At 52.8% G+C, this 25733-nt stretch carries 23 protein-coding genes; 10 read left to right on the forward strand and 13 right to left on the reverse strand.

The genetic code is table 11. The annotated features are described in order from the left end of the window. The first annotated feature begins 83 nt into the window (after nucleotides 1–83). Both deoD and cdd read left to right on the forward strand, forming a co-directional pair. Nucleotides 84–809, forward strand: a complete 726-nt coding sequence (deoD, locus tag HVE01_RS04935) for a purine-nucleoside phosphorylase (protein ID WP_083001709.1) — start codon at nucleotides 84–86, stop codon at nucleotides 807–809. Nucleotides 810–814: 5 nt separating this feature from the next. After that, nucleotides 815–1240 carry a cytidine deaminase gene (gene cdd, locus HVE01_RS04940; protein WP_268764130.1) on the forward strand — a complete coding sequence of 142 codons (426 nt, stop codon included), beginning with the start codon at nucleotides 815–817 and terminating at the stop codon, nucleotides 1238–1240. Between the two features lie 4 nt (nucleotides 1241–1244). On the opposite strand, the gene HVE01_RS04945 is transcribed toward cdd, so the two are convergent. The 6 genes from HVE01_RS04945 to HVE01_RS04970 form a co-directional block, all read right to left on the reverse strand. Next, the gene (locus tag HVE01_RS04945; RefSeq protein ID WP_146942767.1) at nucleotides 1245–2237 is read right to left on the reverse strand and encodes a LacI family DNA-binding transcriptional regulator; all 993 of its coding nucleotides are present in this window, start codon (nucleotides 2235–2237) and stop codon (nucleotides 1245–1247) included. 76 nt (nucleotides 2238–2313) lie between these two features. Then, entirely contained in the window at nucleotides 2314–3576 is a 1263-nt protein-coding gene (locus tag HVE01_RS04950) for an ABC transporter substrate-binding protein (RefSeq protein WP_125746132.1), read from the reverse strand. 60 nt (nucleotides 3577–3636) lie between these two features. Next, on the reverse strand, nucleotides 3637–4686 hold the full coding sequence (locus tag HVE01_RS04955; RefSeq protein WP_146942769.1) for a Gfo/Idh/MocA family protein: 1050 nt from the start codon (nucleotides 4684–4686) through the stop codon (nucleotides 3637–3639). Continuing rightward, complete coding sequence (locus tag HVE01_RS04960) at nucleotides 4683–5462, reverse strand: ThuA domain-containing protein (RefSeq protein ID WP_146942771.1); 780 nt, start codon at nucleotides 5460–5462, stop codon at nucleotides 4683–4685. Before HVE01_RS04960 ends, HVE01_RS04955 begins: the two co-directional genes overlap by 4 nt. Nucleotides 5463–6020: 558 nt before the next feature. Continuing rightward, on the reverse strand, nucleotides 6021–6710 hold the full coding sequence (locus HVE01_RS04965; protein ID WP_125746127.1) for a CBS domain-containing protein: 690 nt from the start codon (nucleotides 6708–6710) through the stop codon (nucleotides 6021–6023). Nucleotides 6711–6834: 124 nt separating this feature from the next. Continuing rightward, nucleotides 6835–8265: a hypothetical protein gene (locus tag HVE01_RS04970; protein WP_125746125.1), complete on the reverse strand. Its 1431-nt coding sequence runs from the start codon at nucleotides 8263–8265 to the stop codon at nucleotides 6835–6837. Between the two features lie 112 nt (nucleotides 8266–8377). On the opposite strand from HVE01_RS04970, the gene HVE01_RS04975 reads away from it, so the two are divergent. Both HVE01_RS04975 and HVE01_RS04980 read left to right on the forward strand, forming a co-directional pair. Beyond that, nucleotides 8378–9430, forward strand: coding sequence for a J domain-containing protein (locus HVE01_RS04975; protein ID WP_146942773.1), 1053 nt, complete (start codon nucleotides 8378–8380; stop codon nucleotides 9428–9430). A gap of 65 nt (nucleotides 9431–9495) precedes the next feature. After that, nucleotides 9496–9927, forward strand: a complete 432-nt coding sequence (locus HVE01_RS04980; RefSeq protein ID WP_125746121.1) for a hypothetical protein — start codon at nucleotides 9496–9498, stop codon at nucleotides 9925–9927. Here the strand turns inward: HVE01_RS04980 and HVE01_RS04985 are convergent. After that, nucleotides 9844–12342 (reverse strand): mechanosensitive ion channel family protein, encoded by a 2499-nt coding sequence (locus HVE01_RS04985; protein ID WP_146942775.1) that lies wholly within the window; start codon nucleotides 12340–12342, stop codon nucleotides 9844–9846. The genes HVE01_RS04980 and HVE01_RS04985 overlap by 84 nt on opposite strands. A 128-nt stretch (nucleotides 12343–12470) precedes the next feature. Between HVE01_RS04985 and HVE01_RS04990 the strand changes: the two genes are divergently transcribed. Further along, the gene (locus tag HVE01_RS04990) at nucleotides 12471–13478 is read left to right on the forward strand and encodes an amidoligase family protein (protein WP_146942777.1); all 1008 of its coding nucleotides are present in this window, start codon (nucleotides 12471–12473) and stop codon (nucleotides 13476–13478) included. A gap of 29 nt (nucleotides 13479–13507) precedes the next feature. Beyond that, nucleotides 13508–14179 carry a gamma-glutamyl-gamma-aminobutyrate hydrolase family protein gene (locus HVE01_RS04995; protein ID WP_125746115.1) on the forward strand — a complete coding sequence of 224 codons (672 nt, stop codon included), beginning with the start codon at nucleotides 13508–13510 and terminating at the stop codon, nucleotides 14177–14179. Between the two features lie 21 nt (nucleotides 14180–14200). Here HVE01_RS04995 and tpx read toward each other — a convergent pair whose 3' ends face one another. Beyond that, entirely contained in the window at nucleotides 14201–14704 is a 504-nt protein-coding gene (gene tpx, locus HVE01_RS05000) for a thiol peroxidase (RefSeq protein WP_146942779.1), read from the reverse strand. Nucleotides 14705–14826: 122 nt separating this feature from the next. Between tpx and HVE01_RS05005 the strand changes: the two genes are divergently transcribed. Beyond that, nucleotides 14827–15543 carry a glutamine amidotransferase gene (locus tag HVE01_RS05005; RefSeq protein WP_125746111.1) on the forward strand — a complete coding sequence of 239 codons (717 nt, stop codon included), beginning with the start codon at nucleotides 14827–14829 and terminating at the stop codon, nucleotides 15541–15543. Here the strand turns inward: HVE01_RS05005 and nfi are convergent. Together nfi and HVE01_RS05015 are read right to left on the reverse strand one after the other, a co-directional pair. Then, complete coding sequence (gene nfi, locus HVE01_RS05010) at nucleotides 15536–16228, reverse strand: deoxyribonuclease V (protein ID WP_146942781.1); 693 nt, start codon at nucleotides 16226–16228, stop codon at nucleotides 15536–15538. The two genes, HVE01_RS05005 and nfi, sit on opposite strands and share 8 nt — an antisense overlap. 178 nt (nucleotides 16229–16406) lie before the next feature. Continuing rightward, the gene (locus HVE01_RS05015) at nucleotides 16407–18119 is read right to left on the reverse strand and encodes a DEAD/DEAH box helicase (protein ID WP_125746107.1); all 1713 of its coding nucleotides are present in this window, start codon (nucleotides 18117–18119) and stop codon (nucleotides 16407–16409) included. A 507-nt stretch (nucleotides 18120–18626) separates the two neighbouring features. On the opposite strand from HVE01_RS05015, the gene HVE01_RS05020 reads away from it, so the two are divergent. Together HVE01_RS05020 and HVE01_RS05025 are read left to right on the forward strand one after the other, a co-directional pair. Next, entirely contained in the window at nucleotides 18627–18824 is a 198-nt protein-coding gene (locus tag HVE01_RS05020; RefSeq protein WP_146942783.1) for a CsbD family protein, read from the forward strand. A 49-nt stretch (nucleotides 18825–18873) separates the two neighbouring features. Then, nucleotides 18874–19356: a PRC-barrel domain-containing protein gene (locus HVE01_RS05025; protein WP_089038892.1), complete on the forward strand. Its 483-nt coding sequence runs from the start codon at nucleotides 18874–18876 to the stop codon at nucleotides 19354–19356. Between the two features lie 116 nt (nucleotides 19357–19472). On the opposite strand, the gene HVE01_RS05030 is transcribed toward HVE01_RS05025, so the two are convergent. Then, nucleotides 19473–20513, reverse strand: a complete 1041-nt coding sequence (locus HVE01_RS05030) for a glutathione S-transferase family protein (protein WP_146942785.1) — start codon at nucleotides 20511–20513, stop codon at nucleotides 19473–19475. Nucleotides 20514–20612: 99 nt separating this feature from the next. Beyond that, nucleotides 20613–21533, reverse strand: coding sequence for a LysR family transcriptional regulator (locus tag HVE01_RS05035; protein ID WP_146942787.1), 921 nt, complete (start codon nucleotides 21531–21533; stop codon nucleotides 20613–20615). A gap of 634 nt (nucleotides 21534–22167) precedes the next feature. Between HVE01_RS05035 and HVE01_RS05040 the strand changes: the two genes are divergently transcribed. Continuing rightward, nucleotides 22168–23856, forward strand: a complete 1689-nt coding sequence (locus HVE01_RS05040; protein ID WP_125746097.1) for a peptidoglycan DD-metalloendopeptidase family protein — start codon at nucleotides 22168–22170, stop codon at nucleotides 23854–23856. 136 nt (nucleotides 23857–23992) lie between these two features. On the opposite strand, the gene HVE01_RS05045 is transcribed toward HVE01_RS05040, so the two are convergent. After that, complete coding sequence (locus HVE01_RS05045; protein ID WP_146942789.1) at nucleotides 23993–25633, reverse strand: L,D-transpeptidase family protein; 1641 nt, start codon at nucleotides 25631–25633, stop codon at nucleotides 23993–23995. Nucleotides 25634–25733 lie beyond the last annotated feature (100 nt).

A 25733-nucleotide genomic window follows, 5' to 3' on the forward strand; every position in this document is an offset into this window, starting at 1 on the left:
GCGAAAGTAGCGCCCAGGGAAGGGTTTACAGCGCCCCCGCCTAGGGTTGTTCGGGCCAATCATTTTTTAGATAGGAGCGTTTTATGGCAACACCACATATCAATGCTGAGATGGGCGATTTCGCGGATACCGTTCTGATGCCCGGCGACCCGCTGCGCGCCAAATACATTGCCGACACCTACCTGGAAAATGTTCGCCAGGTGAACGATGTACGCAGCATGTTCGGCTACACCGGCACTTACCAGGGCCGCGAAATTTCGGTTATGGGACACGGCATGGGCATTCCGTCGGTGTCTATTTATGCCAAAGAGCTGATTACCGACTACGGCGTTAAGTCGATTATTCGTGTCGGTTCCTGCGGCGCGGTACGCGACGACGTCAACGTTCGTGACGTGGTCATTGGTATGGGTGCCTGCACCGATTCCAAAGTGAACCGCATGCGCTTTAATGACCACGACTTCTCGGCCATCGCAGACTTTGAGCTGACAAGCCATGCCGTAGCAGCTGCCAAGGCGCAGAACGTGCCAGTAAAAGTCGGCAATATCTTCTCAGCGGACCTGTTCTACAACCCGCAGACCGACATGGCCGAGCTGCTCAAGCGCTACGGCATCGTGGGTGTGGAAATGGAAGCGGCAGGCCTTTACGGCGTTGCCGCAGAGTTTGGTGCTCGCGCACTAACCATCTGTACGGTGTCCGACCATATCCTCAAAGGCGAGTCGCTCTCCAGCGCCGACCGTCAGACCACCTTCAACGACATGATGACGATTGCGCTAGACACCGTATTGCGTGACGACGCTGCCAAGGCCTAATAGCCATTGATGAGGATAATGCCATGAGCCAAGCGGATCAGGCACTGGTTGACACGCTGCTGACCACTTTGGGCAACGCTTATGCGCCCTACTCTAACCACCCAGTCGCCGCGGTAATGGAGTGCCCGGATGGCCAGCAGTTTGCAGGCGCTAACGTGGAAGTGGCGCACTACAAAGGGCTGTGTGCGGAAGCCTCAGCGATTTCCGCCATGATCACCGCTGGTCAGCGCGAGCTTGCCAAGGTGTACGTGATGGGACCAGGCGAGCACCTGTGTACACCCTGTGGCGACTGCCGTCAGCGCATTCGTGAATTCGCTACCCCAGAAACGCAAATTATGGTGCTTTCACACCAGGGCGACGTGCTAAAAACCTATACCATGGAAACACTGCTTCCCGATGCCTTCGGCCCCGAGCAATTGCCACCGCGCTAAGTGCTCAGGCGGTTTCCCGCATGACAAGCGTCACCGGTAGCGATACATGCCGGGGCGCTTTGCTTGCTAGCGCTTCACCCAACAGCTCCACACTCATTGTCGCAATTGCTGCGATATCTTGACGAATGGTGGTTAACCCAGAAGCAAGCGCTGGTAGATCATCAAAACCGGTCACTGCAACTTGGCGAGGCACATCTATGTCCCGGTCTTCAAGCGCGGCGATACACCCTAACGCCAGTTCGTCGGTGGCGCAGACTAGCGCATCAAACGGCAGCGCTTGCCCAGTTGTGACCTGCGCCAACGCACGATTTAAATAACGATAACTGGTCAGGGAATCTGAGCTGAATCGATGTGGTAGGCTAATTAGTTGCTCAGAGAGTCCGGCCTCATCCAGCGCCCGTCGGTAACCCTCTAAACGACTATGAGGCCCAGGCACTTCCAGCTCACCACCGACAAACGCAAGCTGCCGACGTCCTTGAGCGATAAGGTGGTGCGTCATTTCATAAAACCCTTGGGCATCATTCGGTGCGACCGAAAAGCCCCGCCCAGGGTTGCCAATACGCACAAAAGGCACGTCGGCATTTTCTAACAAGCTGGGGCGCTCATCCTCAGAGGTTTCCCCTAACAGAATAGCCGCGCCCGCCCGTTCTGGAAGCTCGGCAGTTTGATCGTGGTGGAAAAAGATCGGCACCATGCCCTGCTGGTGCAAAGCGACGGTTAAGTGTTGGTAGAGCAGAATATAGTAAGGACGTAGCTCAATATCCTGGCGCCCCAGGGAAATTCCTACCACTGCTGCCTTGCCACTAATCAGTTGCCTGGCCGCTGCGCTGGGCTGGTACGCCACGTCGCGGCTGATGGTAAGAATTTTTTCCCGCAACGCGTCGCTTAGCCCTGGCTTACCATTAAGTGCCCGACTGACCGAAGCAATAGAGACATCGGCCCGTCGGGCTATTTCGCGTATGGTCGCCGTTTGAGCGCTCTGTTTGGTCTGTTTCATGCCATGCCTCAGCGATTAGGCTTATGATTGTGCCAAAAATTGTGCCGAAAATCGCTGAGCATTGCGGCAAACCCAGCTACCAACCACGCCTCCCTATCCGGGCAAGCTCGCTATCGAGCTGCTGAATTGCTTGTTCGGGGGAAATATCACCGGCTAGGGCGTCATGCACACGGTTGAACACGGCGTTAGACACCCGCGGATACGCTTCCCCAGTAACGCTCGCAGGACGTGGCACACCGTTCATAACGGTTTCATAAAGTTCGCCAATAAACGGGTGGGCTTCCAGCACCTCAGCATTTTCATAGAGCATGGGACGCGTCGGGTTTCGACCAAATTCAACGGCGTGAGCTTTCTGTTGCTCTTCAGCGGCGAGATAAGCCACTAGGTCAGCGGCGATGTCAGGATGCTCTGAGTAGCGTGAAACCGCCCAGTTCCAGCCGCCAAGCGTTGCGACAGACTGCCCTTCGGGCCCGCGAGGTAACGGCGCGACGCCAAACTTGCCTTGAATGGGTGTGCCATCGGCCTGCCCCAACGACCAGGCATAGGGCCAGTTACGCATAAACACGGCGTTACCCGATTGGAACACCCCGCGAGCTTCTTCTTCCATATAGTTGCGCACGCCCTCAGGGCTGATGTCTCCCACCCAAGAGGCTGCTAGCGCGATGGCCTCTACTGCTTGGGGATTATTGATGGTGACTTGCCCATCGGCATCCACAAAAGTGCCGCCACCGTGGCTGGCTATCCACTCCAATGCATTGGTGGTCAGTCCTTCATAAGCGCGTCCCTGGAACACAAACCCATGCATGCGCGCATTACCTGCGTCGCGCTCAGACTGCTGGATATGCCGCGCAGTGTCCGTCAACGCCTGCCAAGTTGCTGGTACGTCGGCAGCGTATTTGTCTAACAAGTCCTGGCGGTAATAGAGCAACCCTGCATCCGTAAACCACGGCAACGCCACCAGCTTGCCCTGCACAGTATTGTTATCCATCAGTGAGGGAATAAAGCCGTCAGCCGCGCCTTCCGGCAGGTAGTCGTTTAGGTCAACCAAATGGTCGGCAAGTAGCCCTGGCCACACAATATCCACCATCAACACATCCACATCTTGCGATTGGCTGCCTAATAGTTGCTGATAAAGCGACAACTTCTCAGTGGGTGATGCCGGGGTGGTGACGATATTCACTTGGTGACCATTAGCATCGGCCCACCGTTCTGCCAGGGTTGGGCAAAAATCTGCCGCCCCACCATCGCCACAGGCAATGGTAATTTCAGCCGCCATGGCAGGCAGCGTTGTGGGCAGCAGGGCAAATAGTACCGCTGACGAGCGCAGGTAATAACGCATAGCATTCACCTCTATTGTTATTGGTAGGTAGGGAGCTAGTTAAAGGGTCGAGCCATCCACCTAGCTGGCAATCGCTAGGCTGCGGTCTTCCTGGCTTGAAACAAAGCAGGCATCAAGCACGGTTTGAATTGCCGCGCCGCGCGCAAAGTCGGGTTGATCATTAGTCCCACTGCGAATGCTCTCGACGAAGCGCTGGTAAATACTCGGCGTGTGCGGTGCTTTCACAGTGCTCCAGCGGGCAGGATGTACGTCATCATCGAGACATACCTGCACGTCATCTTTTGAGGCGTCCAGGTCTATACGGAGCGCTCCTTTATCGCCGTGTACACTCAGCGCCAGCGAGTTGTGATGCCCTGTTGCCCAGCGCGTGGCCTGAATAGTACCCCTCGCACCATTGGCAAATGTCACCCTCACCAGCGCGGTATCATTGGCATCCAGCACATACTCACCAATGCGATTGTCTGGGGCTTTTTCAAAGCAGGTTAACTCGCAGTTAACGCGGGTAATGTCGCCAACGGGGAAGCTGGCAAAGTCGACAATATGCACACCAACATCGCCTAATACGCCTTTGCTGCCATGGGCTTCAGAAAGCCGCCACAGCCACTGGCTATCTTCATTCCAGCGTCCCCAGGCGTTACTCACTAGCCAGCTTTGCCTATAACTGGCATCGACATGACGCACTTGACCAATCGCCCCTCCCGCAATCAGCGCCCGCGCGTGCTGAATCGCTGGGGCATCGCGATAGCTTAGGTTGACCATGTTGATCACGTTAGCGGCCTGGGCAGCGGCCGCCATTTCATGGGCATCTTGTGCATTTGTCGCCAGCGGTTTTTCACACAGGATATGTTTATCTGCGGCAATAACGGCCAGCGATGTGGCTTTGTGAACACCATCTGGAGTGACGTTACTTACCGCGTGAATATCATCCCGAGCCAGCATGGCCTGCAGGTCTTGATACACATCGGCAATGCCATGATGCTCGGCAAACGCCTGGGCTTTGGCAAGGTCTTGGTCGCACACAGCCACCACTTCGGCTCCTTCAAGACGACCAAAATGCTTGGCATGCTCGCCAGCCATGCTGCCTGCACCAATTATCGCTAAACGGATCATTTAAAGCCCTCCTCGCCGGGTTTATGCAGGCTTTCGCCTTTAATCTCGACCGGATTAGGCGCTTGGTCAGCGGGTACATTAGGGCAGCTGTCGATCCATCGCGAGCCTTCCGGGCGTGCCCAGTTCACGGCGTTTTTCAACACGGTTTTCACCTGGGCATCGTAATAAATCGGATAGGTTTCATGGCCAGGGCGGAAGTAGAAAATCTTGCCGTTGCCACGTTTATAGGTCAGGCCGGAGCGGAACACCTCGCCCCCCTCAAAGGCACTGATAAAGATCACTTCATCGGGGTTGGGCACCGCAAACGGTTCGCCGTACATTTCGGTATGGGGCAGCTCAATGTAGTCCCCCAGGCCCTGAACAATCGGGTGACCTGGGTTCACTACCCACAGCCGTTCCCGCTCGCCCGCTTCACGCCACTTTAGTGAACACGTAGTTCCCATTAAGCGCTTAAAAATTTTCGAGTAGTGCCCCGAGTGCAGCACAATCAACCCCATGCCCTGGAGTACGCGTTTTTGAACGCGATCAACCGTTTCCTCCAACACATCGCCATGGGCGGCGTGGCCCCACCATAGCAGTACATCGGTGCTTTCAAGCGTTGCTTCGCTCAAGCCCTGCTCTGGGTCTTGTAATGTGACAGCAGTGGCATTGATGCCTTCTGCTTCGTTTAAACCTTCGGCGATGCACTGGTGCATACCCTTAGGATAAATACGCGCCACGATGCCATTGGTCTGCTCGTGGACGTTTTCCCCCCATATAGTCACGTTAATGCTCATAGATTCTCCTTGCGCAATAAAACATCTTCAAAAATGATGCACAAGGCTAAAAGTAAACGTTTACTTGCAAAGAGTAAACGTTTACTCAAATGCAACTTTAGTAGCTTTTGCTCGTAAAAAGAGTGCGTATTAGCCGATGAGCTGGTTTTTTGTTCAATAAGTGCCTGACGATGACACCACCCCAGCCCTCCAAGCCGCCCTCGTCATTCCCACAGCTCCTGCCACTTCGTCATTCCCGCAGGCCCTTAGCGGGAATCCATGTTGACCTGAGGTTTCAGGCTGCTGCAGGTCAAGGTAGATTCCCGATAACCCCACTCGGGAATGACGGTGCGGTGACTCGGAAATGACGGTTCGGTGACTCGGAAATGACGTGCGGTGACTCGGGAATGACGTGCGCTGGCTCGGGAATGATGTGCAGTGCTTGGTAGATGGCCGCTTTGTGATATGGGGCTAATGCGTAATGCCAGTCAGCCTTAACTGACTGGCATTACGCATTAGCGCCCATAAAACAGCCCGCTACATAAAGCAACGGGCTGTTTAGGTAAGAAACACAACGTATTAGAAGTAGCCTGCTCCACGCGGCATCATGCCAAGATGATTTTCAACACGCTTGACGCCCTGGGTATTTTCAGCCGCTACGGTCACTGCCTGCTTCTGTTCTCCAGACTCTACTAACCCCCAAATTTCTACGTTTCCGCCATCAACAATCACACTAAAGCTTTCGGTCCGTACGCCGGTGTTATTGTTGATTTCTTTAAGAATGGCTTCACGGATAGAGCGATCATCCTGTGGCGACTGGGTGGGCGCTACAACCGCGTTAGCAATCCCTTGAAGTAAGTTCGCGCGACTGACAATACCAACGAGCTTACCGTCGCGCACCACGGGTACCCGCTTGATGTGGTGCTTCTCCAGCAAACGAGCGATGGTATGCAGCGGTGCATGTTCTTCAACGGTTAATGGGTTGGGTGTCATTACCTCATGCGCCTTACGCCCATGGGATTTAATATATGTCCCCGGATCTTTTCCGCCACTGAAGAGCGAGAGCCACCAAGAGTGGTTATCGTCCGCTTCATCTTTCACTCGACGCATCAAATCGCCTTCGCTCACGATACCTAACACTCTACGCTCGTCATCGACCACCGGTACGGCACTGATGCGGTTTTCGAGTAGTAACTGCGCTATATCGCGCACATTTGCGTCGGGATCTACACACACCACGTTGGGTGTCATAATATCAATAGCTTGCACGATATCCTCCAGGCGACAGGGTCGCAGTCGCAAATTATATTGCCTCCCTTTTGAGACTAGTGCGCTCCGGGTGATTTTGCTATGCAGGCTTAGCCTCAGTGCACATCTATTGATCCAACGCAGTTTATTTGCTGACTTTTGCTACGCTTTCCTCAGCGACTTTCTCGACATCGACAATCCCAGAACGGCTGACTACCACTTTCCAGCGAGCTAGATAAGTTGTGTCCTCACTCCCCGTCTCGCGAATGACCAAGTTAAACAGGTGACGTCTCTCGACGCTTTCTCTAACGGCCTGCCCTTCCTTCAGACGGTAAATAAAGTGCTTCTCTTTGCTCATTAAGCGCGTCAGCATGGAAAGATCGATATGCAGCGTTTCACGGGTATGCTCATAACCGCTTAAAAAGCGGGTGGGCGACATACGCGAGCTGGAACGATAATGAAGTACTTCTTCTTCACGCTGAGCGACCGTGCGACGGCGCATTTGCTGAATATCAGTATCTAGTGCGGCATAGCGTTTATAGTCGAACCACTCTAACTGCCGGCCCACCGCTTGATTGCGCGTGGGGTCGATATATTGCCGCCGCCACTTTGGCCTTCCGCGCCGAAGCCAGCGCCATAACGTGTTACGCAGGTCGTCTTTAAACACTTCCCGCATCGCATAAAGCAGCGCCAACGCCAAGACAAACAACGCAGTAACATCGCCCAGTGCGCTGCGTAAGTGGAGCACACCAAGCGAAACAAACGTCATTACCACTGCAGTCGCCAATGCTTTGACTGCTTTCTGCTCGCCGCTCCCAAGCTCTAGAGCACGCTGTTTGAGTGTAATTGGGTGTTCAATAAGCCGCCTTAGCAAGCGCATTTTATTCGACATCCGAGTAGGGTCTTCCATCACCCGTTCAGCGTTATACTCCTGCTCTTTTCGATAGTCGCTCTCACGCTGGCAGACGATGATAAAGCGACGCTTTATCTCACTAAACTCACCACCACGTGGCATATGCGCTACCAATGCCAACAGTTGTTGTTCGGTAAACCAGGAAAGGTAATTATCGATGTTGGCAAAGTACTTATAGAGCCGCTCGTCGGTGGGCGAATTGCGCCGTAAGCGTTTTAGAATGCCTTCGCTCAAATCGCTCATTTCATACAGCTGATCACGGAGCGCATCGGCAAGCTCTTGAAGCTCGCCGCTCTCCTGGCGCTGATCGCTAGTTGCATGGCGTAGTTTTCGGGCGCTGACCAGCATTGCCTGAGTCGTTCGTTCTAACGCCCCAACGTATTGGTAAGCGTACAAACTTAAACTCAACCGATAGGAATCACTACCTAACTGATTACGGCTCGCTAAACGGCTATGGACCAGCGGTAAATGGTACTCGTCACTGTAGTAAGTGCGTGAAACGCTGATCGCGCCGTGATAAAACGCCTCTTCTGAAATGACATGAGTGCTAAGCCCAAGCTCTTTGGGTACAAATAGGTAAACATCGAGCGTGTGGGACGTTTCTTCCTTGAGCCGTCGAGTGAGCCTCAGCTGGAAGCTATTTTTACGCTCAACATTGATCACCTAACGAATCTCCTACTTCATTGCGTAACGCGATGATATACCATGGCCAATCATTATCAGGATGGCCGTTAAAGCACTTCTACGGCTAACCTCTTTGCCTTGGAGCCAGGGAATGTCCATTGCCCGTTTTTCACCCTTTGAGCTGTTGCTGCTAAAGAGCCGCAGTCAAGTGGATACGGCAACACTACTACTGTTAGCCTGGGTGCTTGTACATCGCCAGCAGGTGTCAGAAGGCCAGCGGCGACGCCGATTGGCTCAAGTTACCGCGCAATTTCGTCACGGTCACGAACTTGGGCCAGTGATGAGCATTGCTCATAGTCAAGACCTTCAAGCCATTCAGCTAGCGGCCGAGGTTGTGCGCAAAGAGTGTTCCAACGAGCGCAGTCTCAGCATACTTTACCAAGCGATCACGTTAGCCACCGACGATGGCGAGCTATCCTTGAGTAATCATTATATTCTGGGCTTTCTCGCCGATTTGCTAAATGTCACGCCTGCCACATTCGGCACTCTCTTTCATGAGTTAACGGGCAAACCACTGCAATCAGCGGAGGACCCCAGTCGAGATGCTTACTGGCAGGTTCACGATCCAGAATATCACGCGCGCAAAGCTCGTGATGCACAGGCGGCTGAGCAGCAAGCAAAAGAAGCTGAAGAGCGCCAGCGTGCTAATAAAGAGCAACAGCAACAAAGGCAGCAGCATAGGCAACGCCAACAGGAGGAGGCACACCGCGAGAAGGCAAGACAGCAGCAGGCCAAGCAGGAACAGAAAAAGCAGGAACAGAACAAGCGGGAACAGAACAAGCGGGAACAGAACAAGCAGGAACAGAACAAGCGGGAACAGGATAAACAACAAGAGCGCCGCAAACGACAAGAACAGGCCCAACAGCGTCAGCGCTGGCAACAAGAGCAGAAGCGCCAGGAAGAAGCCCGTCGCCAACAGCGGGAGCGCCCCTCTTCACCAGCCGATCGCCACACTCGGGCGCTGGCAGTCTTAGGGCTAACACCCGGGGCTAATCGTGCCGATATCCGCCGTGCCTATCGCCGCATGGCGCAGCTGCATCACCCTGACCGTTTCTATTCGGGTAGTGAACATCAAGTAGCACTGGCATCAACCCGCTTTCAGCGCATCAAAAGCGCCTACGATTATTTGATGCAAAACCTCTGATCAGCCTACTGTTAACCATTAAGAGCCAGGCACCTCAACCGACAGCGAGTATCGACTCGAACATTATGCGCGATTTGTACCAACGACTGACACTGACACCCGACGCGAGTGACCAAGAAATCAATAGCGCGGTGGCTCGCTGCCCAAACAGCGCGTTGCGCCAGGACGCTGAGACCGTACTTGGCGTTGCCGAACACCGCGACGCTTATAACAAGCTCCATAAAACCGTCAGCGACATAGGACAACTGCGGGCAAGACTTGGGCTCACCCACGGCGCTCATTGGCAAGGCGATGTGGCCAACGACTTTTCCCTGCCACCCGATCATGCTATTTCGCGCCATGACGAGCTGATTGATCGCGTTAGTCTTGCGGTATCACTTTATAACCGCTGGCGGCGTTTCAAGGGTCCATGGCTACTCGTCGCCTTGTTGGCCATAGGTGCTGGCATAGGTCTCGCCTTTGGGCTCGCCTTGGGCCTTGGACTTAGCGTGGGATGACGCCTCTGTCCGCTCACGCTCGTCTCGGCGCAGTTCTGCTTCTGTCGGGCGCGGAGCGGGTTTTGGCGGCGCGGGCCGTTTACGTGGGCTATCGCCGCTTTCATCGCTACTATCCCCTGCCCAGCTCTTGTCACCCGGCTCATCGAGCGTGAAATCCGTGCCGGTGCGCTCTTTTCCTGCAGGCTCTTCTCTCCCAGTCTCACCGGGCTTACGATCTTGCCGACCATCTTCTGAACGCGCCTCCATGCTGACACTGAGACGCGGTACGCCTAGATCGATTTCCTGCGCTTCCATGCGTTGCTTCAGTAACAGGTTAAAAGCTCGCGATACGTCCCACTGCATTTCGGGTGCTGTACGAAAACGCATGCGCAAAATAGGACAACCATCTTCAAAGCCCTGCACGCCCTGCATTTCTAAAGGCGACCAAATATAGTGGCGCATCATGGGGTCTTTGCGTAACTCTTGCGCGGTCTCTTGCATCAGCGTAATTGCATCATCAATTTTCATCGCATAAGGGATACGAATCCGCATCAGCGCAATACCGAACTGACGCGACATGTTATGAATCGACTCAATACGACTAAAGGTAATAATGTGGACAACACCATCTAAATCACGCAGCTTCACAGTACGTAGCGTTAAGCCCTCAACGGTCCCCATATGGCCATTAATCTGAACGAAGTCATCAACCGCCAGGGAGTCTTCGATCAGAATAAAGATCCCGGTGATTAAATCCTGCACCAACGTTTGGGCACCAAAACCAATCGCCAGACCGATGACACCCGCACCCGCGAGCAGTGGTGTGACATTAACACCAAGGTTTGCTAGCCCGGCAATCACCGCAATAATCAAAATCGTCACAAAAATAACATTACGGATCATCGGCGTGATGGTTTGCGCCCGAGCTTGATTCACTCGCCTACCGCGAGAGCGTGCGGAGGACGTTAGCGCCCGCTGAATAGCCGTATCAGCAAAGATCCATACCAGCCAAGCCAGCAGCACAGTTGCCCCCAGACTTATCAAGGCTTGGCCAATACGGGCACTGGCTACCGCTTGCTGACCAAGGCCAAACAGCGAACCGCCCCAAACCTGCATAAACAGTTCAGCGAACACCATCCAGGCGCAAAGGTGGGCAAGGACAAAGCCAAAGCGCTCTAAACGCTTACGATATTGGCTGTAACGACGCCGATGACGGCGTTTACCCAAGCGCTCAGACTGACGTCTCAGCAAGCCAGTTACCACTAACGTCAACACTAATAAGCTTGCCGAGATAATCGAGCGCGCAAGCGCTGTACCCACATCACCCACGGTAATAAAGATCGCCAGTAATGAGCCACCGACCATCAGCAGTGCAGGAATATGCCAAAGGCCGCCCAGCGCACGGATCATCTCAACGGCGGCACTGGCATCACGGCGCTGCTTGTAAGGACGGTTGCAGATCAAGTGACGAACAGGTCGTTTAAATTTAAAGATAAAGCGCGCTGAAAGCAGCGCAGCCAACATATTCGCAAGCACCGACACTAAGCTGGAAAGCTCACTACCCAGCAACTCGACCAAGCGAGTGGAGTTCACCGCATCGCCTAAGGCGATTAATGCGCCAATGACAAACAGACCCCGTAAGGCTTTTTGTTGCAGCACCTGTACCGCTGTAAAACGATGGCCGCGGCTGAAAAACGCAATAACCGTTTCAATCACTACCGACAACGCGCGACCGCACACACAAACGTAAGCCAGAACCAACACAACCGTTCGGCCTGGGCTGTAAGGTAATATCTGCCCAATCCCTAGGGTAATCGCGAATGACAGTGCCCAAGGCAGCATGCGGCGTAAAAAGTGCACTGCCAATAACCATGCTTTCGGGTCTCGAGGCAAATCAAGCGGCCATTCTCGTCGTGTGGCGATCAAACGCCCAAACGCAATCATGACGACCAGCAGCGTCCCCCAAATAACACCAAGGACGGCGCCTTCGGCCACTGCACGTAGCGCCTCCCCCTGGTCAGCACCATCATTTAATGCGCGTAAGTCGGCAGCCCCTTGAACCAATTGTCGTGACCATTCATCAACTGGCGAGTCACCAGCTTGAGCCTGCTCGCCAATATCGGTCAGCGTATCGGCTAATGCGCCTAGCAGGCCTTGATGAACGATTTTGTCCTCTTCGCCAGCCTCGGTGGCAAGCTGCAATTCACGCAGGGAGTCGAGCAGCGCTCTACGCTGCTCTTCATTTTCCAGCATTGCGATCACATCGCTAAGCGAGCTTTGGAAGCGTTCACTACTGACACTTTGCTCTTCTGATGCATCATTGCCTCCCCCCAGGCTTGGCAGAGAAACGCTCTGCGCCTGCGCGAAGGTCATCACACCTATGAGTAGCGTCAAAAAAACGCCTAACACGATATTGATTGTCCAGTGCTGTCGCACGCTTGACTCCCGAAAATAAACCGGCATAACACGCCGATTAGTTAGCGTTTACTTAACTTTATACTCTCAGCCTTAATGCGTGACTATGATAGGCTGTTGGCTTAAACGTTCACCTCAAGGATACCGAGATGACGCTGCAAGCCCCTCCTAAGCGTACAAACAGTGATGGAAAAACAAGGCGTGTCGGTGTGGAAATCGAATTCGCCGGACTTCCACCGCATGATACCGCTGAACTGGTACGCGAACTATTTGGGGGTGAGCTTAACGTGGTAAGTCCCCACCGGCTACTGGTTGAAGCGACACGATGGGGCGAGTTCGGTATTGAGCTGGATACCCAATATGCTCACCCCGATAAGACGTTACTGGAAGAACACCATGAAAGCGATAGCGAATGGGCACGCCAGCAGCACCATCGGCGAATAGAGTTCCATCAAAAAACCCGTGAACTGATTGGCGACATGGTAACAGGCTTAGTGCCTACGGAAATTGTCTGTCCGCCGATCCCCTGGGATAAGTTAGCTGAACTAGACCAACTATTTAGTGCCCTGCGCGACAAGGGCGCGAAAGGTACGGATGCCAGTTTGCTCTACGGATTTGGGCTGCATCTCAACCCTGAAGTAGAGCGGTTTGAGGTTGATTACCTTCTAGCCATGATGCAAGCCTACTTGCTTCTCGCCAGTTGGCTGCGCGATGAAATCAAAGTCGACATTACCCGTGAAGTACTACCTCACGCTAACCCATTTCATAAAGAGTACGCCCTTAAAGTCCTGGATTCTGGTTATCAGCCTGATTTAGATACGTTTATCGATGACTATCTGCACTATAACCCAACACGCAATCGAGAGCTGGATTTACTGCCGCTGTTTGCGCACCTGCGTCCTGACCATCCCAATGAGCTGCTGCATAGCCAACTCACTAAACCACGCCCGACATTTCATTACCGGCTACCCAATGCGCAGCTTTCTCAGCCCGGCTGGGGGTCGGTTGTGGAGTGGAATCGCTGGGTTGAGGTAGAAAAGCTAGCCGCAAACAGTGAGGTGCTGCGCGCTCGCTGCGATGAGTATATTGCTGAACACAGTCAACCTTGGTGGAAACGCTGTAAAACGAAGCTGCTTGGCCTATTTAAGTCATCCTAAACACACTGCCTGAGTGAGAACGTGCCGGCATGTCTCGACCGCTTATTGGGATTACAACCTCTGATCAAAAAAGCCACCTAGCGTGGTGGTTTGACTGGTTCGCCGTATGGCGACATGGTGGCAAACCGCTTCGCTTGTCCCCGTCACGCCCCTTGCCTGCCCATCTTGACGGGCTAATTATTGGCGGTGGCGATGATATTCAAGCGCACCTTTACGGCGGTGAAGTACAGCTGGATGTGCGGCTGGACCCTGCCCGCGATGAATTGGAACTCAGCCTACTCGGCCGATTTATTCCACAAAACACTCCGGTATTGGGAATTTGCCGAGGAGCTCAGCTCATCAACGTCCATCTGGGAGGTACCCTCGACCCTGATATTTATACTACCCACGAAGGCCTGAAACGACGGCGCACGGTGCTACCGCGCAAGACAGTAGATATTGTCGGGGGAAGTAAGCTTTATCAACTATTAGGCGTCACATGGTGTCGTGTGAATAGCCTGCACCACCAGGCGGTCAATCAGGCAGGTAACGGCATCAATATTGTCGCCCGCGACCGGGACGGACTAGTACAGGGAATTGAGTCCACAAAACATGATTTTCTAATTGGCGTGCAGTGGCATCCTGAGTGGCTTATTTTCAACCGCCCCCAGCAACGTTTAATTAGTGCACTGGTGGCGGCAGCGAAACAAGGCACACATTAGCAACCTACGTACTGCCTCTGACTAGCCTTTTAAGGCTGCCAGCGCGGCTTCATAATCAGGCTCATTTTTCAGCTCGCTGACCAGCTCACTGTGCAACACGCGATTATCTGCATCGAGCACTACCACGGCACGGGCGCACAATCCTTCCATTGCACTATTCGCCAATGCGACACCCCACGCTTCTTGGAACTCTCGATGGCGGAAGGTAGACAAGGTTTCAACGTTATCCAACCCTTCTGCGCCACAAAAGCGCTTGGCCGCAAATGGCAGGTCAGCAGACACCACCAGTACCACGGTATTATCCAATTGCGCGGCCAGTTCATTAAACCGTCGAGTAGACACCGCACAAGTGGGCGTATCGACACTCGGGATAATATTCAGTACTTTGCGCTTGCCCGAATACGTATCAAGGGTAACATCTTCTAAATTAGCATTGGTCAGCGTCATCAGCGGCGCAGTTTGACCTGGAGCAGGTAGCGTTCCCGCCACATCCATCGGCTCGCCAGCACGGGTTATCTGTTGCATATTAAGCTCCTAATATAAAGTGAAAACGGTGTATGGTGAGAGCTATCACCTTACAGGGTAATGCCTTAACGGGGCTAACCTTTCCTCCCTAACCTTCCCTTAGACAGGATAACGAGAACGCCATGGCCTCTTTAGTTATTATCAAAACCGGTGATGCTTTCCCTGAAGTGGTCGATCAATACGGTGATTTCGAGCAACTCTTTATCAATCAGCTTTCGACGTCACTTCCGACCGACCTGTCACTCAGGGTTTGGGATGCGCGCAAACAAGGCGTTCCTCCTACCCCCAGTTCATTCGCCGGCATTATGCTCACGGGTTCCCACAGTATGGTGAGCGAACAGGAGCCATGGAGCGAAGCACTAAAACCTTGGCTTGAGCAGGCGTTAGCCGAGAACGTCCCGATGCTTGGTGTGTGTTACGGCCACCAGTTGATGGCTTCAGCATTCGGCGGTATTAGCGATTACCACCCTGCAGGCAGAGAGTCAGGAACCCGCAAAGTACAGCTGACCCAAGCAGGTCATCAAGACCCTCTGTTTAGCAAGCTCCCCACACACTTCTCGGCTCACCTAACCCACGCCCAGTCGGTCATGCAGCTGCCACCCAACGCCTCGGTGTTGGCGCATAACTGCCACGATGCTCATCAAGCATTACGTTATGGCCCCCGCCAATGGAGCGTGCAGTTTCATCCAGAATTCACCCAACCAGTGATGCATGCTTATATCGAGCGTCAGAAAGCCGCATTGCGCGACCAAGGCGACAATCCTGACGAACTCATTAACGCCATCACTGACACTCAAGCAGCCTCTAGCCTACTGCGCCATTTCCTGAGCTTTACGTAAGCCGCTTTTGGTCACGCCTGGACGCAAGTCGGTCCGCTAATCGCGTGGGTTCTGGTAACTTGGTGCGTCCTAAACAGCGCACCACCCAGTCCAGTGATGTTTCAAGGGATAATCGATGTCCAGGCGATACGAACACTGGCTTCACATTTTTCCGCGAGCGTAGCACAGCACCAATCACCTCGTTACCTGATGTTAGCGGCACCCAGTCTCCCTGCGTGTTTCCCACCTCTTCATGCTGCCCCGTTAATCGGGACTTAGCGATGCCGATCGTCGGTAAATTTAGCCATAGTCCCAGGTGAGCAGCGACACCCAGCCGCCGAGGATGCGCAATCCCCTGCCCGTCGACCATTACCAGTTCGGGTGTGATCGCAAGTTTTGCGAATGCCTCCAGGGCGGCCGGGATCTCGCGAAAAGAGAGCAGCCCGGGAATATAAGGCATCCGTGTTGGCTCACGATGAACCACCTGCTCTACCATAGTTAGATGCTGTGGGGTGTCAGGCTGCCATTTCAGGACAACAATTGCCGCACGAGTGATCTCACCGTCCGCTTCAAACCCAATATCGACCCCAGCAATGTGATGTACAGAGCCGATACGATCCGTGGTTTCAAGTCGTTTCGCCAGCACTTTTTGCAGCGCTACGGCTTCTTTTGGAGCTAAATTCCAGTCATGTAGCGGTGCGTCCATGCAGCCTCCTTTTACTGAACCATCATCATACTAACGTAGCTCAACTTCTCAGCAGCAATAACAGGCAAAAAAAATCCCCTTAAGCCGCTAGGCGTAAGGGGATAGAACGATCGTTAAACGTCGTTTTAAAGCACCACTATCTATCTATGGCGCTATACAATAACTTAAGCACAATAACTTAAGCGCGTTCGCGGCGACGAATCGGCGCATCGCCGTCATCACGACGACGACGTGGAGCACGCTCAGGCGCGCTGTCTTCACTAATTTCTAACGGACGACCTGCGACACGGGCACGTGCCATTTTCGCCAGAATAGTGGAAGGCAGGCCACTGGGTAGCTCAACTACCGAGAAAGCGTTGCGGATATCGATCCGACCGATACGGGCACCTTCGATGCCACCTTCGTTCGCCAGTGCACCTACCAGCTGACCAGGCTTAACGCCATCCTTATGGCCAACAGAAACACGGTAACGAATCATACCTTCACTAGGTGCGCTTGAACGCTCACGACGGCCACCGGACCTACCACCAGGCGCGCCATCACGCGGGGCACGCTCTTTACGCGGGGCTTGCAAGCGACCAATCGGCGCTTCATCAGCACGCGCCATCGCAGCAAAAGCACAGGCTAATTCAATGGCATCATGGCCTTCTTCCACTAGGCGTTCAACCAGTGCACGCTGCTCTTCAGCACCTTTGGTCAGGGCCGCTACAACGCGATGATGGAACACGTCATCACGGTGAGCACGAATAGCAGCTTCGTCTGGCAGCGGCATTTCCGTCATTTTCTGACCGGTAGCCTGCTCCATCCAGCCCACTTTACGGCCTTCACGGAAACCAGCGAACGTAATTGCGATACCGCTACGGCCCGCACGACCGGTACGACCGATACGGTGGGTATAGGCTTCTGCGTCTTGTGGCAGATCGTAGTTGATCACGTGCGTAATACGCGGCACGTCAAGACCACGAGCAGCGACGTCGGTCGCAATTAGCACATCAACCTTGCTGCGCTTGAGACGTGTAATGGTGCGCTCACGCAGGCTTTGGTCTAGATCGCCAGACAGGCCTGCGGCATTAACGCCACGCGCTGTTAGCTGCTCAACCAGCGTGGTACAAGCGGCACGAGTACGCACGAAGACAATAGCGGCATCAACCGGCTCAACTTCAAGGATACGTGCCAACGCTTCAAGCTTAGCGCCACCATCGACGCGTACAATGCGCTGTTCAATGTTTTCACCGGTCGTCGTACGCGACTCAATCGCGACTTTCACCGGGTTAACTAGATAGCGGTTAACAATGCGCTCAATTTCAGTCGGCAGCGTTGCCGAGAAGAACACACGCTGAGCATCTTTAGGGGTATCGGCAACCACGCGTTTTACGTCGTCGATAAAGCCCATGCGCAGCATTTCGTCAGCTTCATCCAGCACAAGTGCCGAAAGGCCATCGAGTTTCAGACTACCGCGATCAAGGTGATCGATAATACGGCCAGGGGTGCCAACAACAACCTGGGCACCGCGCTTTAGTGCGCCTAACTGCTCACGGTACTCTTGGCCGCCACAAAGGATAGCGACTTCAAGGCCCTTGAGGTTTTGGCCATATTTACTGAACGACGCAGCAACCTGCTGGGCAAGTTCACGGGTCGGAGCCATAACAAGTACTTGAGGCTCACGACGGGTAAGTTCTAAACGCGATAACAATGGCAATGCAAATGCAGCAGTTTTGCCGGTGCCGGTTTGCGCTTGGCCCAGCATATCGCGGCCTTCCAGCAACGCAGGAATTGTCTGCGCCTGGATCGGCGAGGGAATTTCGTAGCCTTGTGCTTCAACAGCAGAGAGAACGGCAGGCAACAGAGCAAGATCGCCGAAGCTCGGCGAAGCGACAGAAGTCGAGGTCATTAATCACACCTTGGTAGGCCGGTTTTTCCGGCAAAAAACATCGTAAGCGTCTCTGACTCTGCTCGTTAATACGCGTGACAATGCCTATTAATGAACAAGGATCCGCAAGGCGGATATCATCATCAGTGGAGTCGGAGACGCCGGTCGCACCTAGCATTCGGTTAGCAAACATCGCATAGGCGGGCTAACCGCTGTGGCGACCTTCTGCGCCGATTTCACCCGTTTGGTGAAATGCTGGAGGCGCGCCATCTTCACAGCAATGAACATCTGCAGTTGGCAAGATGTTCCCGCAAGCACTTCGCTTCGTAGTCAAAGCTACGCAGGAAATCGCTTATCGTCGTGATGGAGGGGTCAACACATGCGAGGAGGGCGCATCCTAACACCGCCAGCCGATCATGACCAGCTTTTTTACTTTAACCATTTTTAATAGTCTGGCTTGCAGATACTCCCTGTTCGTCTAACCTGAGAGGTGCCTAACGATGTTCACTAACTTCAAGGAGTGATGCTATGAACTGGGATAAAATTGAAGGCAACTGGAAAGAAATGAAAGGAAAAGCTCGTGCAAGCTGGGGAGAACTAACTGACGATGAACTTACCCAGATTGGCGGCAAGAAAGACCAACTTGTTGGCAAGCTACAGCAGAAATATGGCATAGAGCGGGAAGAAGCCGAACGCCGTGCTGATCAATGGGCGAACGATCTTTAACGTTTGTCGTCTAATTAAGCGCACATTAATAGCTACACGGAGAGATGCTATGCGTAAGACAATGCTTACCACCGCTATCAGTACCGCCCTTTTAGGCAGCTTAGCCTTTGGTGTTCAAGCCTCAACTGAACCCCAAGGCATGTATTCTGCAGATGACATCATGGATGCAGAGGTGTTTTTTGTTGGTGGTTCTGGTGAAGAAATAGGTGAAGTGGAAGATATTCTTTTTGATGAAGAAATGCGCATTTCAGCGTTAGTCGTTGAAAGCGGCGCAGTTCTGGGTCTGGGTGGTCGTGAAATTGTGATTAATACCGATCAGTTTACCCTGGAAACCCATACCGAGAGTGATGGTGGTACCGAGCACCGTATTATGCTCGAGGCTTCCCAAGAGGAAGTCGAATCCTTCCCTACCTATAATCGTGATTGGTGGGAGCAGACTAAAAACAGTGCTCGCGATGCGTGGCAAACGACCAAAGAAGGTGCCCAAAGCGCTTGGCAAACTACTCGCGAAGCCGTTAATGACAACCAGTAACTTAAATCGCTTAAGCTAGCGCTTAACTAGCCAAATGGGCCACCCAGCAACTGGGTGGCCCATTTGTTAGTAACGAGATTTGAGAGGCAATTTCTGAGCAGCGCTCTGCTTATCAACTAGTATGAAGCCCGACGACGGATGCCCTGCCCTGGCAAACGCTGACGATCATGAGGGCGCTCTAAATCCAATAGCGGTCCGGCAGGCACAATGCGTGTAGGGTTAATCTTGTCATGGCTGTAGTAGTAGTGGCGTTTTATCTGGTCCATATTGACGGTCTCTGCAATGCCCGACCACTGATACAGCTCGCGAACGTAATTTGCTAGATTTGGATAATCTTCAATACGCTTTAAATTGCACTTAAAATGACCGTAATAGACAGCATCAAAACGGATCAGCGTAGTGAAAAGCCGAATATCCGCCTCTGTTAACCACTCCCCCGCTAGATAACGATGCTCGCTCAAACGTTTTTCCATTCGATCTAAGGCATCGAACAGCGCCTGCACATGCTTTTCATACACCTGCTGATCCGTCGCAAAACCCGACTTATAGACACCGTTATTAATATGCTCGTACACATCGTCGTTGATGTCGTTAATGGTGCTACGCAGGTCATCAGGGTAAAAATCTAAATCGTTACCGGTCAACTCATCAAACGCGTGATTAAAAATGCGTATCAAATCAGCCGACTCATTATTGATTATTGCGCTACGTTGCTTATCCCAAAGCAGCGGTACGGTGACGCGTCCCGTATAGGTAGAGTCATTCATCGTGTAGAGCTGGTGATGATAGTCGACGTGGTTGACAGGATCCCCGCTGGAGCCCTCAGCTTGGTTATACGTCCAACCCTTATCCTGCATCAAAGGGCTGACATGAGAGGCACCAATAAGTGATTCCAGCCCTTTTAATTTGCGCATAATCAGAACTCGATGCGCCCAAGGGCAGGCTAAAGAGACATAAAGATGATAACGGTCTGCTTGCGCGGGGTAGCGTTGCCCTTGCCACTGTTTGCCTGACGATGCGCCGCCTGACAGCACTTCTCTCATGGAATCGTCACCCACCCAGTCGCGCAGCTGAGCAGACTCACGGACAAATTCGCCACCATGCTTCTTAGTGTCGTACCACTGATCAACCCATTCGCCGTTAACAAGCAGTCCCATCGGGCGGTCTCCTGTTGTAATAATCGTATGTAGTAAACGCATTAATAATACTGATGGCGTTTAGCATACGCCCGCTTTCCCGATGCTCAAGCGGATGTTTTACGGCGATTCATTCGATGAAATCGAATCCTTAGGACAGAGTTCGCTCACCCCCTGCTTCAATGCCTGCGCCATCGCGTGGGCTGCAGGGCCAGCGCGATCTCGGTCTCTGAATATCAACTGCATGGGCACCATACGTATCCCACCAGCACTCAACGGCAGAGGTTTGAGTTGCCCACTTGAAAGCTCATCAGCAATACGGGTTTCTGGCATCCAGGCAAACCCTAACCCGCGCTTCAACATATCTAAAGACGTGTTTAAGTGACTCACCGTCCATCGTTGCTCCGCTTTCAGCCAGCCGGAATTAGTCGACTGGCGTAGCGCTGAATCACGTACGACCAGTTGGCGATGCTGGGTTAGATCCCGCAGGTCTAGCGAGCGGCTAAGCTGGTGTAACTCATGGCTTGGGTGTGCCACAGCGATAAACCGCACGTTCACCAGTGGTTCACCTAAATACCCCTGAGCCGCAATCCCTGAAACCACGAGATCGGCACGGCCATCGTGAAGCATCTCCGTACCACCATTTAGCACGCTTTCATGCAACTGTACTCTGACCTGAGGATACATTTCTGAGAAACGCTCAAGCGCTTTCGCTTGGGCAGCGGCTGGAAAAATCTGATCAATAGCGACCACGATTTCAGCTTCCAAGCCAGCAGCCAAACGGGTAGCAACATCTTCTAAAGAAGCGGCACTCTCAATTAACTGGCGAGCTCGGCGCAATAAGAGTTCGCCCGCCTCAGTTAGGCGTACCTGCCTACCTACCGGCTCTAACACCTGAACACCCAACTGCTCTTCTAACTTGTGCACGGCATGGTTAAGCGTAGATGGGCTTTTATGAATAGCCTCGGCCGCCCGCGCAAACCCACCATGGTCAACGACGGCTGCCAGCATCTGCCACTGTGCAAGAGTTACTCGAGACATTTCGATTCCCTCGACGCTAAACAGCGAAATAGTCCACTTGATCTTCGAAAAACCCATATAGAATGCCAGGAAAAAGTGCTGAGTACTTGCTTGCAAACAATTATTCCTAGGTATCAGTCCGCCAAGGGGGTCTAGCTGACTCTTTTTCCCTTAAGCCGCGGTTAATCGACACTAAAATTGCCAAACACGACAAAGAAACAATTTTTTACAAAAAAGACAGCGTCTCACACCGCCAATTACTAAGCGCCCTTAACAAACCTGCTAAAGACCACCTGATGACGAGTGGTTGGCTTTCAAGTCGCCTAAACTTTTAGACAAAAATGATACAAATATAATACAAAAGCATTGTAAAATTAATTTAACTTTTAAATTTGGTGGAAAATATTGCTTAGCGCCACCTCCCTATGGTTAATTAGTCTGCCCACTTAGCCCTAACACGGCTATCGAGAAGTTACTTTTTTTAGCGAACGGCGTTCATAAACAGATTTACTTGCTTATTACTTCCGTATTTCAATGAAGTACATTTAGTGTACAGGCATACAGTCTGTTCACTCTTACCCTCATGGGGTATGGTTCCTGGGTTTACTTTCTTTCATGTTACTCATTTATCACGAACTCGGCGGCCCATTTACCCATGTTGCGAATTCTTCATTCGCTGCCCCGCACACATAAATTGTTACTGTTACCCGTGGCTACAATGGTCACTGTGCTGGGCACACAAAAGTTAATTACGACCTACCACGATTTAAACCACGCTCATACACCACTGGAAAGCGTGCTTGTACCGCTTCCCAGCGACTCTGCTCCTGGGGTCCCCTCACTGCGCCAAGAACGCACCCCTGTTGCTGAAGCCATTGATCGCGCTTCCCGCGCGATTGATGCCACGCGGGAAAATATTCCGCTGCACGACCTTGCTGCTAAAGAAATTGTCGATCTGGATGTCATTCCTAGCGCCGAAGCCTCAATGGCTAGCGACACGACGCAACCTCACATTAGCGCCCAACTGGATGACAGCGCGCTCCATATCGCTGTGGTGCTAGGAACCCTCTCCAGCGGTATGCTCGAAGTTGATAAAACTGCTTCTGGCGATGTGGATAACACGGCTTCCGTGGAAATTGCCGATGCCACTTCATATGAAGATTATGGCAATGAACTATTTGGTGATATTTCTTTTCTCGAGCTGGAACTTGCTACGGACGAGCCCTACGTTCCTAGATGGAAAACACATATTGTTGAGTCGGGTGAGACCTTCGCGTTGCTGGCACAGAACAAGCTAGGCCTTGGCTACAGCGAAGTAATGGCAATGCTAGAGGATCTTCCAGACCCTCGTATGCTTACGCATTGGCGTGCTGGCCACAGTTTTGATTACAAGTTAGATGAAAATGGTCGTTTGCTGTCGTTGCGTATGATGAAAAACACCCGCGACGGTATCTTGCTAGAGCGTGATGAAGAACACTTTGCCGCCACGGTTATTGAGCGTCAGGGTGAAGCAGTACAGCGTCTCTACGCGGGCAGCGTAAGCGGTAGTTTTGCACGCTCGGCCCAGGCAACGGGTCTAAGCAGCAGCGCCGTTACTGAACTCACCCACCTACTTGAGCAAAAACTCGACTTTCGACGCGACAGCCGTCGTGGGGATCGCTTTCAAGTGCTAGTTGAGTCCGACATGATTGATGGGGAAGCGTTTGACTCTCGCGTGCTCGCTGTTAAGTACGATGGCGAACGCATGGACTTGACGCTTCTGCGTAATGCCACTGATAGCAACTTTTATACGCCTGAAGGAAGTAGCTTAGATCCTGCTTTCTCGCGCTATCCGTTTGAAGGCAATTACCGTCTAAGTTCTAACTTTAACCCACGCCGCAAACATCCGGTAACTGGCCGCATAAGTCCGCATAATGGCACCGATTTTGCGATGCCTATTGGCACACCTGTTATTGCTCCCGCCAATGGTCGGGTGGAAAAAGTGGGTAACCATCATGCTGCAGGGCGTTACATTGTGGTTCGCCATGATAATGGCTATCAAACCCGTTATCTTCACCTTTCTCGCCCGCTAGTCAGCGAAGGTGCGCGTATCGAAATGGGTGAACGCATTGCACTTTCAGGCAACACCGGACGGAGTACAGGGCCTCATCTGCACTATGAGGTCATCGTCAACAACACGCCTGTCAATGCGATGAACGTAGAGCTGCCTGAAAACACCAGCCTTAGTGGCGATACTTTGATTGCGTTCCAGCGCCAGGCTGAGCCCATGATGGCGGCATTGGATAGCGGTGAGACAGGCACTATCAGTGTTGCTAACTACGAGCGTCAAGAAGAAGAGCAGTAACTTTCTTACTCTCTTTGCATCAAACAGTAACGCCGCCCTTATAGGGCGGCGTTATTGCTTTGAAGTAAGCCTGAGTTACCAACCTTGCCGATAAGCCATCCTTACAAAATATCTAGCCATCAATCCTCTCATCACGTTATACCGCTCGTGACAATGCAGCCAATAGATCGGCGTCACGGCGATAAATATCATCGCGAAACTCTACTTCTCCTTGCGCATTTGGCCAGGCCGTTAAGTAGTGCAGCGCGACAGGAATACGCTGCGGCAGATTAACATTACGATCACTTCCACCACTGTTAAGCAACGAAGACAATTGGTAGCGACTGCCACTATCTTGAAGCAGTAACTGCGCAAATTCCGTTACGCCTTCAACGCGCACACAGCCAGAACTGAGCGCTCGCTGATCGCGCTGAAACACTCCCCTGGCAGGTGTATCATGAAGATAGATCATCTCATTGTTAGGAAAACGTACCACCACGCGGCCTAACGGGTTACCGCCACCTGACACTTGACGCAGCATCACTGCGCCTGGCCGCTGCCAGTCAATAGCAGCAGCGTCTAACCGCTCGCCGGAGTGACTTATCACTTGGATATTGCGCCGGGCCAAATAGCCTGGATCTCGTCTAACCTGAGGTAAAACATCCTCGCGCATAATGGTCGGTGGAATCGTCCATGACGGGTTGATAGTTAAGTGGCTAATCGCCGAATGAATAATAGGCGTTTCGCGCCGCGGTGTGCCGACTACCACCCTGGCATCCCAGTGCTCACCATTGGGCCGAGTGTAGTGCAGTCGATACCCCGCAATGTCGACCCACACACGCGGCTCATCGGTTTGGGTAGGCTTGAGCCAACGCGCCCGCTCCAAGTTGACACGCAGTTGATCAATACGCGACGTGACCGGCGTGTTCAATGCAAGCCGTGTGCGCTGACCCACAACACCATCTTCTTGCAACTGATGACGACGTTGAAATTGCTTAACGGCCCTTTCTAGCTCAGCATCATAAGTGCGCTGGTTGCTAACCGCTGACTGCGCCTCAATCATTGGGTAGGCACTGCTATCCGCCCCCAGCAAGTTGGTTTCTCCCCAATAGGCCAAGCGCTGTCGCAATACCAGTACATCCTCATTAGTATCGCCTGGGCGTAACGCCTCATCTCGGCTTGCCAGATAGGGAACACTGCCTTTTTCAGCCAGCGTACGGTATTGGCGTAGCGCATCGCGTAGCTGAGCGTACTCCGTTGACGAGGGCCTTACATAGTCAAGCGCGTCCTGAATCTCGCCATTTTCCACCGCATGGACAATGCGCAGCAAAGAGTAGCGGCGCTCTGGCCTCGGGATATCCCATTTAGGCTCGACCTCGTTTGGGTTCACCTTGCCCCGCGAGAGGTGCTCAAGTGCAAGCAAAAGTGCTGTCGTTGCCTGAACATCAAAATCAGCTTGGGCCAACGCACCTGCTTGCTGGCTAGCCTGAAATGCAGTCAGCAGGATATCTGCGTCATAATCACTAGGCGTTAGACCATCATCTTCAAGGCTATTTAACGCCTGCACCAGTGCTTCAACACGACTGCTATCTTGCCAGACGAGTCGCTGGTTTAGCTGCTGATAAAAGTCTTCAACAGGCAGTAACTCACTAGATTGAGTCGCTAAACGCTGAGCAAGTGCCTGCTCAAGAGCGCCTGTATCAGCTTGCGCGCTGGTAACCAACTGAGGCGCTTGGACCAGCGTCAGACACAGGGCCATCCCTATCGCCCATCGTCTTATTAACGTTGTCTCGTTCATCGCTCCTCCTTGCGTTACTATTCATCGTCGCTATTTATGATTGCGATTCATCATTATTGCGCTACATCTATTTATCATAGCCGTTTACCTGTCTACTTCG

The organism is Vreelandella venusta (assembly GCF_007989605.1).
GTDB classification, from domain to species: Bacteria; Pseudomonadota; Gammaproteobacteria; order Pseudomonadales; family Halomonadaceae; genus Vreelandella; species Vreelandella venusta.

What these genes read in the sequence shown, in the direction of transcription:
- deoD (WP_083001709.1), top strand. Translation starts at nt 84, where the DNA reads ATGGCAACACCACATATCAATGCTGAGATGGGCGATTTCGCGGATACC.
- HVE01_RS05020 (WP_146942783.1), top strand. Translation starts at nt 18,627, where the DNA reads ATGAACTGGGATAAAATTGAAGGCAACTGGAAAGAAATGAAAGGAAAA.
- HVE01_RS04975 (WP_146942773.1), top strand. Translation starts at nt 8,378, where the DNA reads ATGTCCATTGCCCGTTTTTCACCCTTTGAGCTGTTGCTGCTAAAGAGC.
- HVE01_RS04995 (WP_125746115.1), top strand. Translation starts at nt 13,508, where the DNA reads ATGTCTCGACCGCTTATTGGGATTACAACCTCTGATCAAAAAAGCCAC.
- HVE01_RS05045 (WP_146942789.1), bottom strand. Translation starts at nt 25,633, where the DNA reads ATGAACGAGACAACGTTAATAAGACGATGGGCGATAGGGATGGCCCTG.
- HVE01_RS04960 (WP_146942771.1), bottom strand. Translation starts at nt 5,462, where the DNA reads ATGAGCATTAACGTGACTATATGGGGGGAAAACGTCCACGAGCAGACC.
- HVE01_RS05015 (WP_125746107.1), bottom strand. Translation starts at nt 18,119, where the DNA reads ATGACCTCGACTTCTGTCGCTTCGCCGAGCTTCGGCGATCTTGCTCTG.
- HVE01_RS04945 (WP_146942767.1), bottom strand. Translation starts at nt 2,237, where the DNA reads ATGAAACAGACCAAACAGAGCGCTCAAACGGCGACCATACGCGAAATA.
- HVE01_RS04980 (WP_125746121.1), top strand. Translation starts at nt 9,496, where the DNA reads ATGCGCGATTTGTACCAACGACTGACACTGACACCCGACGCGAGTGAC.
- HVE01_RS05035 (WP_146942787.1), bottom strand. Translation starts at nt 21,533, where the DNA reads ATGTCTCGAGTAACTCTTGCACAGTGGCAGATGCTGGCAGCCGTCGTT.
- tpx (WP_146942779.1), bottom strand. Translation starts at nt 14,704, where the DNA reads ATGCAACAGATAACCCGTGCTGGCGAGCCGATGGATGTGGCGGGAACG.
- HVE01_RS05005 (WP_125746111.1), top strand. Translation starts at nt 14,827, where the DNA reads ATGGCCTCTTTAGTTATTATCAAAACCGGTGATGCTTTCCCTGAAGTG.
- HVE01_RS04955 (WP_146942769.1), bottom strand. Translation starts at nt 4,686, where the DNA reads ATGATCCGTTTAGCGATAATTGGTGCAGGCAGCATGGCTGGCGAGCAT.
- HVE01_RS04950 (WP_125746132.1), bottom strand. Translation starts at nt 3,576, where the DNA reads ATGCGTTATTACCTGCGCTCGTCAGCGGTACTATTTGCCCTGCTGCCC.
- HVE01_RS04990 (WP_146942777.1), top strand. Translation starts at nt 12,471, where the DNA reads ATGACGCTGCAAGCCCCTCCTAAGCGTACAAACAGTGATGGAAAAACA.
- HVE01_RS05040 (WP_125746097.1), top strand. Translation starts at nt 22,168, where the DNA reads ATGTTGCGAATTCTTCATTCGCTGCCCCGCACACATAAATTGTTACTG.
- nfi (WP_146942781.1), bottom strand. Translation starts at nt 16,228, where the DNA reads ATGGACGCACCGCTACATGACTGGAATTTAGCTCCAAAAGAAGCCGTA.
- HVE01_RS05030 (WP_146942785.1), bottom strand. Translation starts at nt 20,513, where the DNA reads ATGGGACTGCTTGTTAACGGCGAATGGGTTGATCAGTGGTACGACACT.
- HVE01_RS05025 (WP_089038892.1), top strand. Translation starts at nt 18,874, where the DNA reads ATGCGTAAGACAATGCTTACCACCGCTATCAGTACCGCCCTTTTAGGC.